This window comes from Streptomyces sp. NPDC036764 (assembly GCF_055609385.1).
Genome location: NZ_JBVJPT010000001.1, coordinates 69,541 through 83,083, shown reverse-complemented (window position 1 = coordinate 83,083; position 13,543 = coordinate 69,541). Strand labels below are relative to the sequence as shown.

Here is a 13,543-nt window from a genome sequence, read left to right as displayed (position 1 = left end):
TGCCGAGACGAAACCGTCGACGCTCGACACCGATCACCCGTCCGACGCGGCCCACCCCACTGTCACGAATCTCACCGCGGCGTCCGCGCCGGAAAACGCCTCGGCCGGCCGGGACAGTGCCCGACAAAACCGGACGCCGGGAGACTTCAAATCGGCGGCCTGTCGGACAAGTTGCCAGTTCAGACGGCCCGTAGCGAAACCGTTGCTGTTCCGTCGGAACTCACCCACAGCGAGCGCATAGTGTGTGATGCCGTCCGGGTCGGCGATCGGCGAGAGCCGCACGGCCGCGGCACCAAGAACCGTCACCTCAGGGGGAGACAGATCATGCGATCGATACGGCCGTCGTTCACCGCCCGTCGGGGGAGGAGCGCGCGCCGCAGTACCTCCCCGCTGCCCCTGGTCGCGCTCGCCGCGGCACTGACGCTCACCGTCACCGCCTGCGAGTCGGGCGACGCCGAGGCGGGTGCCGAGGCCAGTGCGTCCGCCGCGGCCGGCGGCGAGGGCAAGATCACGATCCCGGACGACATCAAGGACAAGCTCAAGGAACACGGGATCGACCTCGACAAGTGGAAGGACGGCGCGTGGAAGAACTGGGACCGGGACGACTGGCTGCGTGAGGCCAAGGACTACGTCAACCCGATCATCGAGGGCCTGTGGGACCCGGACCGCATGCGCGACGCGGAGGACCCGGACCGAGGCGTCGACGACAGCGACCTCTCCGGTGACCAGGGCGTGACCGACCCGACGCCACAGCCCGTGGACGCGCAGGCCGTCTCGCCCACGTACCACGCCAACGCCCCCGAGGCGGGCAAGGTGTTCTTCGACTCCCCCGAAGGCACGATGGTCTGCTCGGCGACGGTCGTACACGACCCGGCCAACCCCGGTAAGTCCAACATGGTGTGGACGGCGGGGCACTGCGTGCATGCCGGGAAGGGCGGCGGCTGGTACCGCAACATCGCGTTCGTCCCGTCGTACAACGACAAGGCCTTGGGGACGGCCGCGATGAAGAACGCCACCAGGGAGCAGGCCGCCCCGTTCGGCGTCTGGTGGGCGGACTGGGCGCAGACCTCCGACCAGTGGATCGCGCAGGGCGGTCCGACGGGCGGGGACGGCGCGCCGTACGACTTCGCCGTGCTGCATGTGAAGCCGGAGGCGGGTGGCGACGGCAAGTCCCTGGAGGAGACGGTCGGTTCGGCCCTCCCGGTGGACTTCAACGCGCCGGCCGTCCCCGAGGTGGACAGCATCAAGGCCGTGGGCTACCCGGCCGCCGCGCCGTTCGACGGCCAGAAGCTGTACCAGTGCCAGGACGAGCCGGGGCGGCTGTCGCTCAGGGCGTCCGACCCGACCATGTACCGCATCGGCTGCACGATGACCGGCGGTTCGTCCGGTGGTGGCTGGATCGCGGCCGGCTCGGACGGCAAGCCGGCGCTGGTGTCCAACACGTCGATCGGGCCGGTGGACGCGGGCTGGCTGGCAGGTCCGCGGCTGGGCAAGGAGGCCAAGGCCGTCTTCGACGGGGTGAGCGAGAAGTTCACCGGCCAGTGATGCGCGCTGAAGCCCGGAGTTGACAGCGACGGCGGCGGTGGGAGGGTGGTGGGACCCGTCAACTAGGGAACCTCGGCTCAGGGGAGGAACCGCCGCCGGGGTGAAACCTTCACCGCCTCACCGCCGTTCGCTCTCAACTCCACGGGCATAGTGGGATGTCGCGTTCGGGGGGCCGCACAGCAATGGCAGACGGCCCCTCCGGGGGCGAGCAAGCAGCCGCCATCAAGGCGCCCATCGCAGCACCACGCTTCAACGGGGGTTACCGCACCATGCTTTCCACACCATCGCCCGCCACTCCACATCACAGGCGGCGTTCCCTCCTCGCCGCCACCGGCCTCGTCGCCGCGCTGGCGCTGACCGCGACCGCCTGTGGCGGCTCTGCCGGGGACCCGGCGAGCGACCGGGCCGACGCCGCGGCCTCGCAGGCCGCCGGGGCCGGTGACGCCGGCGACGGCAAGATCCAGATCCCGTCCGAGATCGCGGACAAGCTCAAGGAGCACGGGATCGACGTCGACAAGTGGAAGGACGGCGCCTGGAAGGACTGGGACCAGGACAAGTGGCTCAGCGAGGCAGAGGACTTCGTCAACCCGGTCATCGAGGGCCTGTGGAAGCCTGACCGGATGCAGTCGGCGAAGGAGGCCAACAAGACGGTCACCACGCAGGACGCCTCCGCCGACCAGGGCGTGAGCGACCCGGAGCCGGCGCCCGTCCAGGCCACGGCCGAGAAGACGCCGTACCACGAGAACGCCGCGCCCGTCGGCAAGGTCTTCTTCGACACCCCCGACGGCCCGGCCGTCTGTTCCGGCACGGTCGTCAAGGACGTCAACAACCCCGGCAAGTCCAACCTCGTGTGGACCGCCGGCCACTGCGTGCACGCCGGCCAGGGCGGTGGCTGGTACCGCAACATCGCCTTCGTCCCGGCCTACAACGACCTCGGCAAGTCGGAGGCGGAGCTGGGCAATGCCACGCCTGCGGAGATCGCCCCCTACGGCAACTGGTGGGCCGACTGGGTCTCGACCTCCAACGAGTGGATCCAGGGCGGCTCGGAGACGGGCGGTGCGGGTGCCGCGTACGACTACGCGGTGCTGCATGTGCAGCCGGAGTCCGGCGCGAAGTCCCTGGAGGAGACCACCGGTGCCCTTGACGTCGACTTCACCGCCCCGTCGGCGACCGAGGTCGACACGATGGGCGCGTGGGGTTATCCGGCGGCACCGCCGTTCAACGGCCTGAAGATGTTCAAGTGCGTCGACCGCCCGGGCCGTCTCGCGCTGAGCCCGGCCCTGCCGACGATGTATCGCATCGGCTGCACCATGACCGGCGGTTCGTCGGGCGGCGGCTGGTTCCGCGTGGTCGACGGCGACACCAAGCTGGTGTCGAACACGTCGATCGGTCCGGAGGACAACACCTGGCTCGCGGGCCCGCAGCTCGGCACGGGGGCCGAGTCGCTGTACCAGAACATGAGCAGGACGTACGGCGGCCGGTGACCCACGTGCACTGAGCACACACGGAAGGCCCGCCCCCTGCGAAAGGGGGCGGGCCTTCGGCGGTCCTGCGGTTGCGCTCGGCGCCGGCTCAGACAGTCGGCGTCGGAACGTAAGGCGCGAGGTCCGCCGCCAGTTCCTCGTGCACCCGCGCCTTGAGCAGCGTGCCCTCCGGGGTGTGCTCCTCGGAGATCACCTCGCCCTCGGTGTGGGCGCGGGCGACCAGCTTGCCGTGGGTGTACGGCACCAGGGCCTCGATCTCGACGGACGGGCGGGGCAGCTCGTTGTCGATCAGGGCGAGCAGCTCGTCGATGCCCTGGCCGGTACGGGCCGAGACCGCGATGGAGCGCGTCTCCATCCGCATCAGCCGCTGAAGCGTCAGCGGGTCGGCCGCGTCGGCCTTGTTGATCACGACGATCTCCGGTACGTCGATCGCACCGACGTCCCTGATCACCTCGCGCACGGCGGCCAGTTGCTCCTCCGGGTTCGGGTGGGAGCCGTCCACCACGTGCAGGATCAGGTCGGACTCGCCGACCTCCTCCATGGTGGAACGGAACGCCTCGACCAGGTGGTGCGGCAGGTGCCGTACAAAACCGACCGTGTCGGCCAGTGTGTACAGGCGGCCGCTCGGGGTCTCGGCCCGGCGCACGGTTGGGTCCAGGGTCGCGAACAGGGCGTTCTCGACCAGGACGCCCGCGCCGGTGAGGCGGTTGAGCAGGGAGGACTTGCCGGCGTTGGTGTAGCCGGCGATGGCGACCGAGGGCACCTTGTGGCGCTTGCGCTCCTGGCGCTTGATCTCGCGGCCGGTCTTCATGTCCGCGATCTCCCGGCGCATCTTCGCCATCTTCTCGCGGATCCGTCGCCGGTCCGTCTCGATCTTGGTCTCACCGGGACCACGGGTGGCGAGGCCGCCGCCCTTGCCGCCGCCCATCTGCCGGGACAGCGACTGACCCCAGCCGCGCAGCCTCGGCAGCATGTACTGCATCTGCGCGAGCGCGACCTGCGCCTTGCCCTCTCGGGACTTGGCGTGCTGGGCGAAGATGTCGAGGATCAGCGCCGTACGGTCGATGACCTTGACCTTGACGACGTCCTCGAGGTGGATGAGCTGGCCCGGGCTGAGCTCACCGTCGCAGATGACGGTGTCGGCGCCGGAGTCCAGCACGATGTCCCTGAGCTCGTCGGCCTTGCCGGAGCCGATGTAGGTGGCCGCGTCCGGCTTGTCGCGGCGCTGGATCACGCCGTCCAGCACGAGCGCGCCCGCGGTCTCGGCGAGGGCGGCGAGCTCCGTCAGAGAGTTCTCCGCGTCCTGCGCGGTCCCCGAGGTCCAGACGCCGACGAGCACGACCCGCTCCAGTCGGAGCTGGCGGTACTCGACCTCGGTGACGTCCTCAAGCTCGGTGGAGAGGCCCGCCACGCGGCGCAGAGCCGCACGCTCGGAGCGGTCGAACTGGTCGCCGTCCCGCTCTCCGTCGATCTCGTGGCTCCAGGCGACGTCCTCTTCCATCAGGGCATCGGCCCGACGGCCGTCGGCATAGGTCTGCGCGAAACGCTGCGTGTCCTGGGAAAAGGAAGAAGAGGAGGTCATTGGGTCCTTACGTCGATCGGGAATCCACTTAACGGCAACTGTGGCAGCGGCGCCGCGGAACGAATCCGTGGCACCCGGAACCTGATCCGTCACTGCTCACAACGCACGAGCGCCCCGGGAGATTCCCGCGGGCCGTGCCGCGCCGACCCGATGATGGTCGCACGGCACGGCCCGTCTCGTCACCGCCTTATTTCCGGACCGGTCCTACGTCCCCGACCCGGACCGGTCCTACCTCTCGGACCCGTCCCGGTCCTACCTCTCGGACCCGTCCCGGTCCTACCTCCCGGACCGTCCCGGTCCTACATCCGGACCGATCCGGTCCTACTTCCCGGTCGCCCTGCCGGCGGTCTTGCCGGCGGTCTTCCCGGCGCTCTTGCCTGCCGTCTTGCCCGCGGCCTTCTTGTGGGCCTTGACCGCCTTCGCGGGGTCCACGGACTTCCACTCCGGCTGACCAGGCATCGGCGGGGTCTTCGCGCCGTACAGCCAGGCGTTCATGAACCCGTCGAGGTGGTGTCCGGAGACCTCCTCCGCAAGCGCGACGAAGTCCGCGGTGGAGGCAGAGGCGTCGCGGTACCGGCTCACCCACAGGCGTTCCAGCTTCTGGAAGGCCGGTGCGCCGATCTCCTGACGCAGGGCGTACAGCACCAGGGCCGCGCCGTCGTAGACGTTGGGCCGGAAGATCCCGTTCTTCTTGCCCGGCGCGGGTGCCTTGGGCGCCGCGGGCGGTCCACCGGCGGCGCGCCAGCGGTCGGACGCGGCGTACGCGGCCTTCATCCGCGCATCGAACGGCCGGCCCGCCTTCTCCGCCGCGTACAGGGCCTCGTACCAGGTGGCGTGCCCCTCGCTGAGCCACAGGTCGGACCAGGTGCGCGGGCTGACGCTGTCGCCGAACCACTGGTGCGCCAGCTCATGCACCATGATCGATTCGACGTACCACTGCGGGAAGGCGGTCTGTGTGAAGAGTTCCCGCTCGAACAGGGACAGGGTCTGCGTCTCCAGCTCGAAGCCCGTGGTGGCGTGGGCCATGAGCAGGCCGTACGTCTCGAACGGGTACCGCCCGACCTTCTTCTCCATCCAGGCGATGTGGCCGGGGGTCTTCTTCAGCCAGGGTTCGAGGCGCTCGCGGTCCGCGGTGGCCACCACGTCACGCACGGGCAGTCCGTGCGGTCCGTCGCGGTGCACGACCTTGGAGCGGCCGATGGACACCTGGGCGAGCTCGGTGGCCATGGGGTGCCGGGTCCGGTACGTCCAGGTGGTCGAGCCGCCCGCGCGGTCCACGTCGGTCGGCAGGCCGTTGGCGACGGCGGTGTAGCCGTTGGGCGCGGTGACCCGGATGGTGAACAGCGCCTTGTCGGAGGGGTGGTCGTTGCACGGGAACACCACGTGCGCGGCGTCGGCCTGGTTGGCCATGGCCAGCCCGTCCGCGGTGCGCACCCAGCCCCCCTCGCGCTCCTTGCCGTAGACGGGGTCGCTGGTGTGCCGCACGGTGATCCGCATCCAACTGCCGTCGGGCAGCGGCTGCCCGGGCGTGACCACGAGGTCCTCGCCGGCGCTGCGGAACGTCGCGGGCTCCCCGTCGACCTCCACGGAGTCGACCTTGCCGTGAGCGAAGTCCAGATTGACCCGGTCCAGATCCTCGGTCGTCCAGGCGTCGATGGTGGTGACGGCCTGAAGGGGCTTGTCGTTGGAGCCGGGGTAGGTGAAGGACAGGTCGTACGACGCCACGTCGTAGCCGGGGTTGCCCAGATGCGGGTAGAGACGGTCACCGACGCCCAGCGGCGTGGCGGGAGCACTGGCGGCGAGCAGGCAGAGGGAGACAGCGCCGACGAGCATCGCGGGCACCTTGAGACGCCGGCGTGGACGGGCCGCGCGCTGGGCCTTGTTGCGGGGGTTGAGCAGCATGAGCCAGAGCTATCAGCGCACAAGCACAGGACGTCGACGACGCGCGACCGCCACACTCGAACGGGTATGTCAGGTGGGTGGACGGCCGAACGCGCATGTCAGCCGACCGCACGCCGTACCACGCGCCCTCACGCCCCCTGCGTCTGCGTCTGGGCCCTGCTGACGTCGTACACACCGGCCACGTTGCGCATGGCCCGCATGAGCCCCGGAAGCAGTGCGGCGTCCGGCAGTTGGACCGTGTAGGTGTGGCGCACGCGCTGCTGGCTCGGCGGCTCGACCGTGGCCGAGACGATTTCCGCGCCCTCCTGGGCCATCGCTTCGGTGAGGTCGGCCAGGAGATGCGGGCGAACGAACGATTCGGCGACCAGAGTGACCCGGCACTCAGCGGTGTCCCCCCAGCGCACGCCGACCTCCGCACGCCCCGCGCCCTTCATACGCGCCACCGCGGCGCACTCGACGCGATGGACCGTCACCACTCCCCCGCGCACGGAGAACCCGGTGACTTCGTCGGGCGGTACGGGCGTACAGCAGCCGGCGAGGCGCACACTCGCGCCGGGGCGGTCGACGAGGACGTTGGCGGCGGAGCGGCCGGCCGCGCGCACGACCGAGCCCTCCACGGCGGCCGCCGGGCTGGCGGGTCCGTCCGCCTCGCCCCGGAAGGCGACCCCGGCCTCCTTGGCCTCCGCGGCTCCGTGCGTGGGATGCGCGGCCAGCCACCGCTGGATGGCGATCCGCGCGGCGGGTGTGTGGGCGTGCTCCAGCCACTCCCTGGAGGGCTCGGAGGCCGGATCCTGACCCATGAGCAACTGAACCGTGTCGCCGTCCCGCAGCACCGTGCTGAGGGTCGCCAGCCGTCCGTTGACCCTGGCCCCGATGCACGCGTGCGCGTCCTCCCCGTACTGCGCGTACGCGGCGTCCACACAGGTCGCGCCCTCGGGAAGCCCGAGGGTGCCGCCGTCGGGCCGGAACACGGTGATCTCGCGGTCCTGGGCGAGGTCTTCGCGCAGCGTGGACCAGAAGGTGTCCGGATCCGGCGCCGCCTCCTGCCAGTCGAGGAGCCGTGACAGCCAGCCGGGACGCGTCGGGTCGGCGCGCTCACCGTCACCGATGACGGCCTGCTCCTCCGCGGAGGGCGCGTAGGGATTGCCGAGCGCGACGACACCGGCCTCGGCGACCCGGTGCATCTGGTGCGTGCGGATGAGGACTTCGGTGACCTGCCCGTCCTCGCGGGCGACGGCGGTGTGCAGCGACTGGTACAGGTTGAACTTGGGGACGGCGATGAAGTCCTTGAACTCCGAGACGACGGGCTTCATACAGGTGTGCAGCTCGCCCAGTACGCCATAGCAGTCGGCGTCCTCGCTCACCAGCACAAGCAGCCGTCCGAAGTCGGCTCCGCGCAGCCGTCCGCGCTTGCGGGACACCCGGTGCACGGAGACGAAGTGCCGTGGCCGGATGAGGACTTCCGCCTGGATGTCGGCCTCGCGCAGCACGCCGCGCATCTGCTCGGCCATCTCCGCGAGCGGATCGTCGGCGCGCGAGGCGTTCTCGACGATCAGCTCCCGTGTGTGCTCGTACTCCTCGGGGTGCAGGATCGCGAAGACCAGGTCTTCCAGCTCCGTCTTGAGCGCCTGGACGCCGAGCCGTTCGGCGAGCGGGATGAGCACGTCTCGGGTCACCTTGGCGATGCGCGCCTGTTTCTCGGGGCGCATCACGCCGAGCGTGCGCATGTTGTGCAGCCGGTCGGCGAGTTTGATCGACATCACGCGGACGTCGTTGCCGGTGGCGACGAGCATCTTGCGGAAGGTCTCGGGCTCGGCGGCGGCGCCGTAGTCGACCTTCTCCAGCTTCGTCACGCCGTCGACGAGGAAGCGCACCTCGGCGCCGAACTCCTCACCGACCTGATCGAGTGTCACGTCGGTGTCCTCGACGGTGTCGTGCAGCAGAGAGGCCGTCAAGGTCGTGGTCTCGGCGCCGAGTTCGGCAAGGATCAGGGTCACCGCGAGGGGGTGTGTGATGTACGGCTCACCGCTCTTGCGCATCTGACCGCGGTGCGAGGACTCGGCCAGCACATAGGCGCGGCGCAGCGGTTCGAGGTCCGCGTCGGCGTGGTGCGCCCGGTGGGCGTCGACGACATGGCCGATCGCGTCGGGCAGCCGGTCGCGTGAGGCGGGGCCGAGCAGCGCCGCCCGGCCGAGGCGGCGCAGGTCGAGGCGGGCGCGGGCCTTCCTGCGGGGCACGGCAGGCGGGACAGGGCCTGCTACCGGGCCTGGCGTCGCGGAATTCGTGGCCTCCGCACTCATGGGCACCTCCGGCTGCGTTAACCGGCGGACGGGGTACCCCATGGCGGACACGGCTCAGGGGATGGCAACTTGTCCCCCGTCCGGGCCGGTGCTTGATGCTACCGAGCCCATCACGTGCGGCTGACCGCCTCTCGCCGAGCGTGAAACGGATCACCCATTCGAGCGAGGGTTTGCAGGTTTACGATTTTGCGCCACGCGACCTGCCGGAGTTCGCGATTTCCAACGCTTTCAGGGCGTCAGGACCTCTACTCCCAAACCCCAGAGGTCCCAAGGCCCCGCTTCCCAGCCCCCGAAGGCTCAGCGAGCGATCGTTTCCAGCCACTGGGCATCGAGCTCACCCTCGGCCACGATCACCGCGGGACCGGTCATCTCGATCTCGCCGTCGGGCCGCTCGGTGATCACCAGGGTGCCACCGGGCACGTCGACGGTGTACGTCGCGGGGACACCGGTCACCGCCGGGTCGGTGCCGTCCCGGCGGGCGGTGGCCACGGCGACGGCGCACGCGCCCGTGCCGCACGACCGGGTCTCGCCGGAGCCGCGCTCGTGCACGCGCAGGGCGACATGCCGGGGTCCGCGGTCGACCACGAACTCGACGTTGACTCCGTCCGGGTAGGCCGAGGCCGGGCTGAAGGGCGGCGGGGAGAACAGGTTGCCGGCGTGCGCGAGGTCGTCCACGAAGGCGACCGCGTGCGGGTTGCCCATGTTCACGTTCCGAGCGGGCCAGGTGCGCTCGCCGACGCTCACCGTCACGTCCCCTTCGGGGAGGCGGGCCCTGCCCATGCCGACGGTGACGTCACCGTCCTTGGCGATGTGCACGGTCTTCACCCCGCCGCGCGTGGCGATCGCGAGATCGCCCTCGGTGGTGTGACCGACGTGCTGGAGGTAGCGGGCGAAGACGCGCACGCCGTTGCCGCACATCTCCGCGATCGAGCCGTCGCCGTTGCGGTAGTCCATGAACCACTCGGCCTCGGCCGCCATGTCCTTGGCCTCGGGGTGCGCCGCGGACCGCACCACGTGCAGCAGTCCGTCACCGCCGATGCCGGCGCGGCGGTCGCACAGGGCGGCGACGGCGGCCGGGGACAGGTCGATGACGTTGTCCGGGTCCGGGACGATCACGAAGTCGTTCTCGGTGCCGTGACCCTTGAGGAAGGCGATCCGCGTGCGCGTGCTCATGCATCGATCGTAAGTGAAGGCAGTTCTTCTGCTGCGGGCCGGTGAGGGCTGGTCGCGCCCACGCGGCGGAGCCGCATGTCGACACAGCCCCGCGCCCCTTGTCGGAGCGCTTCAGCGGAGCCTTGCCACGCGCCACACCGCCAGGACGATCACCGCTGCCACCACGGCCATGTACGCCAGCACCACGCGCCAGTCGGGTCTGCGCCCGGAGCCCCGCGGCGGCAGCCCCGGCCAGGTGTAGCCGACCCGGCGGGCGGCCATCATGCCCCAGCCGGCCGCGCAGGAGCAGATGAGGAGCCCCAGCATGGCGATCACGGCACCGCTGTCGCCGAAGTCGAAGGCCAGCGGGAAGGCGAACATCAGGGAGCCGACCGCGGCGAGGCCCACGATGGGCGCGAGCTGCCAGATGCGCAGTCGGCGCTGCGGGCGAAGCTCGACCTCGACCTCGGGGCCGCTCGCGTACATCTCCTCGGGCTCGGGGCCGTCGTCGGTGACGCTGACGCCGACCTCGGTCTCGTCGGGCCCGTCCGGGCTCAGGCGGTCGCCGTCCGGTTCCCGCTCACCCGTGTCGGTGGTGACGTTCTCGGTGCCTTGTGCGGTGTCGCGAGGGCCGGCCTCCATCGCCACGCGCCCTCCCAACTCGGACTCCACTTGGTCGATCGAAGCTCGATGATGGCATGGCGCCGGAGGCCCGGACGGCGGCCGGAGCGTCCCGATGCCATCACGTGATCAGGCTGTGACCGGTCGTTCGACCAACGCCAGTGCGAGATGCGGAAGTTCTGTGAGATCTGCCGCAGCCCCACTGAGCCAGTGCACCCGCGGGTCGCGCCTGAACCACGAATCCTGGCGGCGCGCGAAGCGTTTGGTGGCACGGACGGTCTCGGCCCGCGCCTCTTCGAGGGTGCACTCGCCCGCGAGCGCCGCGAGCACCTGCTGGTAGCCGAGCGCGCGCGAGGCCGTACGCCCCTCACGCAGCCCCTGCGCCTCCAGTACACGCACTTCGTCCACGAGCCCGGCGTCCCACATCCGGTCCACCCGGCGCGTGATGCGCTCGTCCAGCTCCGGGCGGGCCACGTCGACGCCGATCTGGACGGTGTCGTACACCGAGTCATGGCCCGGGAGGTTGGCGGTGAAGGGCTGGCCGGTGATCTCGATCACTTCGAGGGCCCGGACGATACGGCGGCCGTTGCTGGGCAGGATCGCCTGCGCGGCCTCGGGGTCGGCGGCGGCCAGGCGGGCGTGCAGCGCCCCTGAGCCGCGCAGCGCGAGCTCCTCCTCGAGCCGGGCCCTGACCTCGGGGTCGGTGCCGGGGAACTCCAGGTTGTCGACGGCCCCGCGGACGTACAGCCCCGAGCCGCCGACCAGGATCGGCCAGCGTCCCTCGGCGAGCAGCGCGTCGATCCGCTCCCGTGCGAGCCGCTGGTACTCGGCCACGGACGCCGTGACCGTCACGTCCCAGATGTCCAGGAGGTGGTGCGGGACTCCCGCGCGCTCCTCGGGCGTCAGCTTGGCGGTGCCGATGTCCATCCCTCGGTAGAGCTGCATGGAGTCGGCGTTGACGACCTCGCCGCCGAGTTGCTGGGCCAAGAAAACGCCCAGATCGGACTTTCCGGCCGCGGTGGGACCGACTACGGCGATGACGCGCGGGGTGGGGGGTGCACTGCTCACCGCCCCAGTCTCGCAAACCTCAGGGGGTGGCCTCGAACGAGTTACGTGACGGCACGCGCGCGGGGTCGTTGCGTGTTGCGAGGTTTTCGCCGCCGGTTTCACGGAGGCGGCCACCCGGGGGCGCGATGGGACGCACCGGACGACGCGGGATTTCGCCCGCACGAGTAACGTATGGAGTGGATATGGGCGTTTTCGCACGACTTTTCCGGCGGTCGAAGGCCACGGAGGAGGCGTCAACCGTCGAGGCTCAGGCCGACACACCAACGGCCGAGCAGGCGGCGGAGGAGACGGCGGAGGCGAAGGGGTCGACCGAGGCAAAGGCCGACGAGTCGGCCGAGCAGGCGGCGGAGTCCGTCGAGGCGGACGGCGACGACGGGGTCGAGATCCCCAAGCAGCAGTCCGCGGACGAGGCCGCCGACAGCGAGGCCGGTGAGGGCGCCCGCACGTAACTGCCCCGCGCGGGAAGGTGAACGATGGGTCTGATGGACAATTTGAAAGCCAAACTCGCCCCGGCCAAGGGCAAGGTCTCCGACTTCGCGCAGCGGCACGAGGCGCAGGTGCACCACGGCCTCGACCGGGCCGCGAGGGCCGTCGACGAGCGGACCAAGGGCAAGTACAGCGAGAAGATCCACACGGGCACGGGCAAGGCCAAGGGCGCCATGGGCCGTATCGCGCACAAGGGCGACGGTCCGGCGACCGGCGGCAGTACGCCACCGTCGGACTCACCCCCGCCGACCTCCTGAAACGGCACATCGACGGACGGCCGCGGAGCTTCACGGCTCCCGGCCGTCCGCCGTTTGTGCGGGCCAAAGCTGCGGCCTGGCTCCGGCCCTACGACCAGGTCGCCACCAGGTACCCCACGCCATACGGCGCGTCCTCGTACAGCAGAGCGCCCAACAGGCCCCGCTCCTCGGCGGCGCCCGCGAGGACTTGCCAGGGAGCCCGGCCGGAGGCCTTCAGCTCGTACGCGAGCTCGGTGTCCAGCGTCTTGAGGGCGACCACGTCCGCCCTGCCCAGGGCACGCGCGACGGACGCGTCGAAGGGCGCCGCCCGCTCGTCGAGGTAGCCAGGCGCCTTGAGCGTGCGGCAAGCGCTGGCGTCGCCCATCACCAGCAGCGCCACCCGCTCGGCCCGGGCGGCGACATCCCTTCCGATTTCAATACACCGCTCGGGCGTGAGAGGTTCCCCGACCCCGAGTCCCTCGATCGGGGCGTCCGCCCAACCGGTCCGCTCCAGCAGCCACGCGGCGACGGCCAGCGAGGTCGGGAGCGGGCGCTGCGAGGGCGCCGAGGAGTCGATGTCGGCCTCGGGCCGCCCGAGCCGTACGTCGATGTCCACGCCGAAGCCGCGGAAGGAACCCCGCGCGCCCTCGGCGTACGCCCCGTGCTCGCTCTCATCGCCGGGTCCCACGACCACGAGCCGGTCCGGCCGGGCGGCCGCGAGCAGGCCCAGCGCGTCCGTGCAGGCGGCACGCGCGGGGTCCAGCTCGGGTGCGGCACCCGCGGCGACGCCGGGCACGAGGAGCGGCGGGCAGGGACACACTGCGGCGGCGACGAGCATGATCGGGAGCCTACTCCCAGGGGTTCGGCTCCGGGTCGGTGCTCCACGCCCGCTCGGCTAGCTGGAACAGGACGCGATGGGTGGTCATCAGGCCCTCGACGACCGCGTAGTACGCGTCCCCGTCACCGACCCGGAACACCTCGCGGCGCTGCTGCCGCAGCGCGCTGCGGTGCTTGTGCGTGCAGGCGATCTCGTAGAGGCGGGCGCGGGCCTGTTCCAGGGTGCCCTGGAAGCGGGCGACCTCGTCGAACTGGTACTGATCGCCGTAGCCGGACTGCAAGACCACGACCCACTGCGCCATGTTCCGCCCCCGCCTGCTAGCCCGCCCC

General features: G+C 70.8%; 12 protein-coding genes. 4 read left to right on the top strand and 8 right to left on the bottom strand.

The window, feature by feature from the left end:
• The first annotated feature begins 324 nt into the window (after positions 1–324).
• Both ACZ69Q_RS00360 and ACZ69Q_RS00355 read left to right on the top strand, forming a co-directional pair.
• Complete coding sequence (locus ACZ69Q_RS00360) at positions 325–1,545, top strand: trypsin-like serine peptidase (RefSeq protein WP_471033840.1); 1,221 nt, start codon at positions 325–327, stop codon at positions 1,543–1,545.
• Positions 1,546–1,814: 269 nt separating this feature from the next.
• A complete protein-coding gene (locus tag ACZ69Q_RS00355) occupies positions 1,815–3,029 on the top strand; it encodes a trypsin-like serine peptidase (RefSeq protein ID WP_471033839.1) in 1,215 nt (404 codons plus the stop codon).
• Between the two features lie 88 nt (positions 3,030–3,117).
• On the opposite strand, the gene hflX is transcribed toward ACZ69Q_RS00355, so the two are convergent.
• The 6 genes from hflX to miaA all read right to left on the bottom strand — a co-directional run bounded on the left by hflX (position 3,118) and on the right by miaA (position 11,654).
• On the bottom strand, positions 3,118–4,611 hold the full coding sequence (gene hflX / locus ACZ69Q_RS00350; RefSeq protein ID WP_471033837.1) for a GTPase HflX: 1,494 nt from the start codon (positions 4,609–4,611) through the stop codon (positions 3,118–3,120).
• Positions 4,612–4,932: 321 nt separating this feature from the next.
• Positions 4,933–6,513, bottom strand: coding sequence for a M1 family metallopeptidase (locus tag ACZ69Q_RS00345; RefSeq protein WP_471033835.1), 1,581 nt, complete (start codon positions 6,511–6,513; stop codon positions 4,933–4,935).
• A 128-nt stretch (positions 6,514–6,641) separates the two neighbouring features.
• The gene (locus ACZ69Q_RS00340; protein WP_471033834.1) at positions 6,642–8,813 is read right to left on the bottom strand and encodes a RelA/SpoT family protein; all 2,172 of its coding nucleotides are present in this window, start codon (positions 8,811–8,813) and stop codon (positions 6,642–6,644) included.
• A gap of 297 nt (positions 8,814–9,110) precedes the next feature.
• Positions 9,111–9,986: a diaminopimelate epimerase gene (gene dapF, locus ACZ69Q_RS00335; protein ID WP_471033833.1), complete on the bottom strand. Its 876-nt coding sequence runs from the start codon at positions 9,984–9,986 to the stop codon at positions 9,111–9,113.
• 111 nt (positions 9,987–10,097) lie between these two features.
• On the bottom strand, positions 10,098–10,607 hold the full coding sequence (locus tag ACZ69Q_RS00330; protein ID WP_471039956.1) for a hypothetical protein: 510 nt from the start codon (positions 10,605–10,607) through the stop codon (positions 10,098–10,100).
• A 108-nt stretch (positions 10,608–10,715) separates the two neighbouring features.
• A complete protein-coding gene (gene miaA / locus ACZ69Q_RS00325; protein WP_471033832.1) occupies positions 10,716–11,654 on the bottom strand; it encodes a tRNA (adenosine(37)-N6)-dimethylallyltransferase MiaA in 939 nt (312 codons plus the stop codon).
• A 182-nt stretch (positions 11,655–11,836) separates the two neighbouring features.
• On the opposite strand from miaA, the gene ACZ69Q_RS00320 reads away from it, so the two are divergent.
• Entirely contained in the window at positions 11,837–12,103 is a 267-nt protein-coding gene (locus ACZ69Q_RS00320) for a hypothetical protein (protein WP_471033830.1), read from the top strand.
• Between the two features lie 24 nt (positions 12,104–12,127).
• A complete protein-coding gene (locus ACZ69Q_RS00315; RefSeq protein ID WP_471033828.1) occupies positions 12,128–12,397 on the top strand; it encodes an antitoxin in 270 nt (89 codons plus the stop codon).
• 88 nt (positions 12,398–12,485) lie between these two features.
• Here the strand turns inward: ACZ69Q_RS00315 and ACZ69Q_RS00310 are convergent, their stop codons facing one another.
• Together ACZ69Q_RS00310 and ACZ69Q_RS00305 are read right to left on the bottom strand one after the other, a co-directional pair.
• Positions 12,486–13,214, bottom strand: a complete 729-nt coding sequence (locus ACZ69Q_RS00310; protein WP_471033826.1) for a class III extradiol dioxygenase subunit B-like domain-containing protein — start codon at positions 13,212–13,214, stop codon at positions 12,486–12,488.
• 10 nt (positions 13,215–13,224) lie between these two features.
• Positions 13,225–13,515 (bottom strand): hypothetical protein, encoded by a 291-nt coding sequence (locus ACZ69Q_RS00305; protein ID WP_471033824.1) that lies wholly within the window; start codon positions 13,513–13,515, stop codon positions 13,225–13,227.
• Between the last annotated feature and the right edge of the window lie 28 nt (positions 13,516–13,543).

Bases quoted from the DNA above. Each gene is read 5' to 3' on its own strand.
- ACZ69Q_RS00340 (WP_471033834.1), bottom strand. From the start codon at position 8,813: ATGAGTGCGGAGGCCACGAATTCCGCGACGCCAGGCCCGGTAGCAGGC.
- hflX (WP_471033837.1), bottom strand. From the start codon at position 4,611: ATGACCTCCTCTTCTTCCTTTTCCCAGGACACGCAGCGTTTCGCGCAG.
- ACZ69Q_RS00330 (WP_471039956.1), bottom strand. From the start codon at position 10,607: ATGGAGGCCGGCCCTCGCGACACCGCACAAGGCACCGAGAACGTCACC.
- ACZ69Q_RS00355 (WP_471033839.1), top strand. From the start codon at position 1,815: ATGCTTTCCACACCATCGCCCGCCACTCCACATCACAGGCGGCGTTCC.
- ACZ69Q_RS00345 (WP_471033835.1), bottom strand. From the start codon at position 6,513: ATGCTGCTCAACCCCCGCAACAAGGCCCAGCGCGCGGCCCGTCCACGC.
- dapF (WP_471033833.1), bottom strand. From the start codon at position 9,986: ATGAGCACGCGCACGCGGATCGCCTTCCTCAAGGGTCACGGCACCGAG.
- ACZ69Q_RS00305 (WP_471033824.1), bottom strand. From the start codon at position 13,515: ATGGCGCAGTGGGTCGTGGTCTTGCAGTCCGGCTACGGCGATCAGTAC.
- ACZ69Q_RS00320 (WP_471033830.1), top strand. From the start codon at position 11,837: ATGGGCGTTTTCGCACGACTTTTCCGGCGGTCGAAGGCCACGGAGGAG.
- ACZ69Q_RS00315 (WP_471033828.1), top strand. From the start codon at position 12,128: ATGGGTCTGATGGACAATTTGAAAGCCAAACTCGCCCCGGCCAAGGGC.
- ACZ69Q_RS00310 (WP_471033826.1), bottom strand. From the start codon at position 13,214: ATGCTCGTCGCCGCCGCAGTGTGTCCCTGCCCGCCGCTCCTCGTGCCC.
- ACZ69Q_RS00360 (WP_471033840.1), top strand. From the start codon at position 325: ATGCGATCGATACGGCCGTCGTTCACCGCCCGTCGGGGGAGGAGCGCG.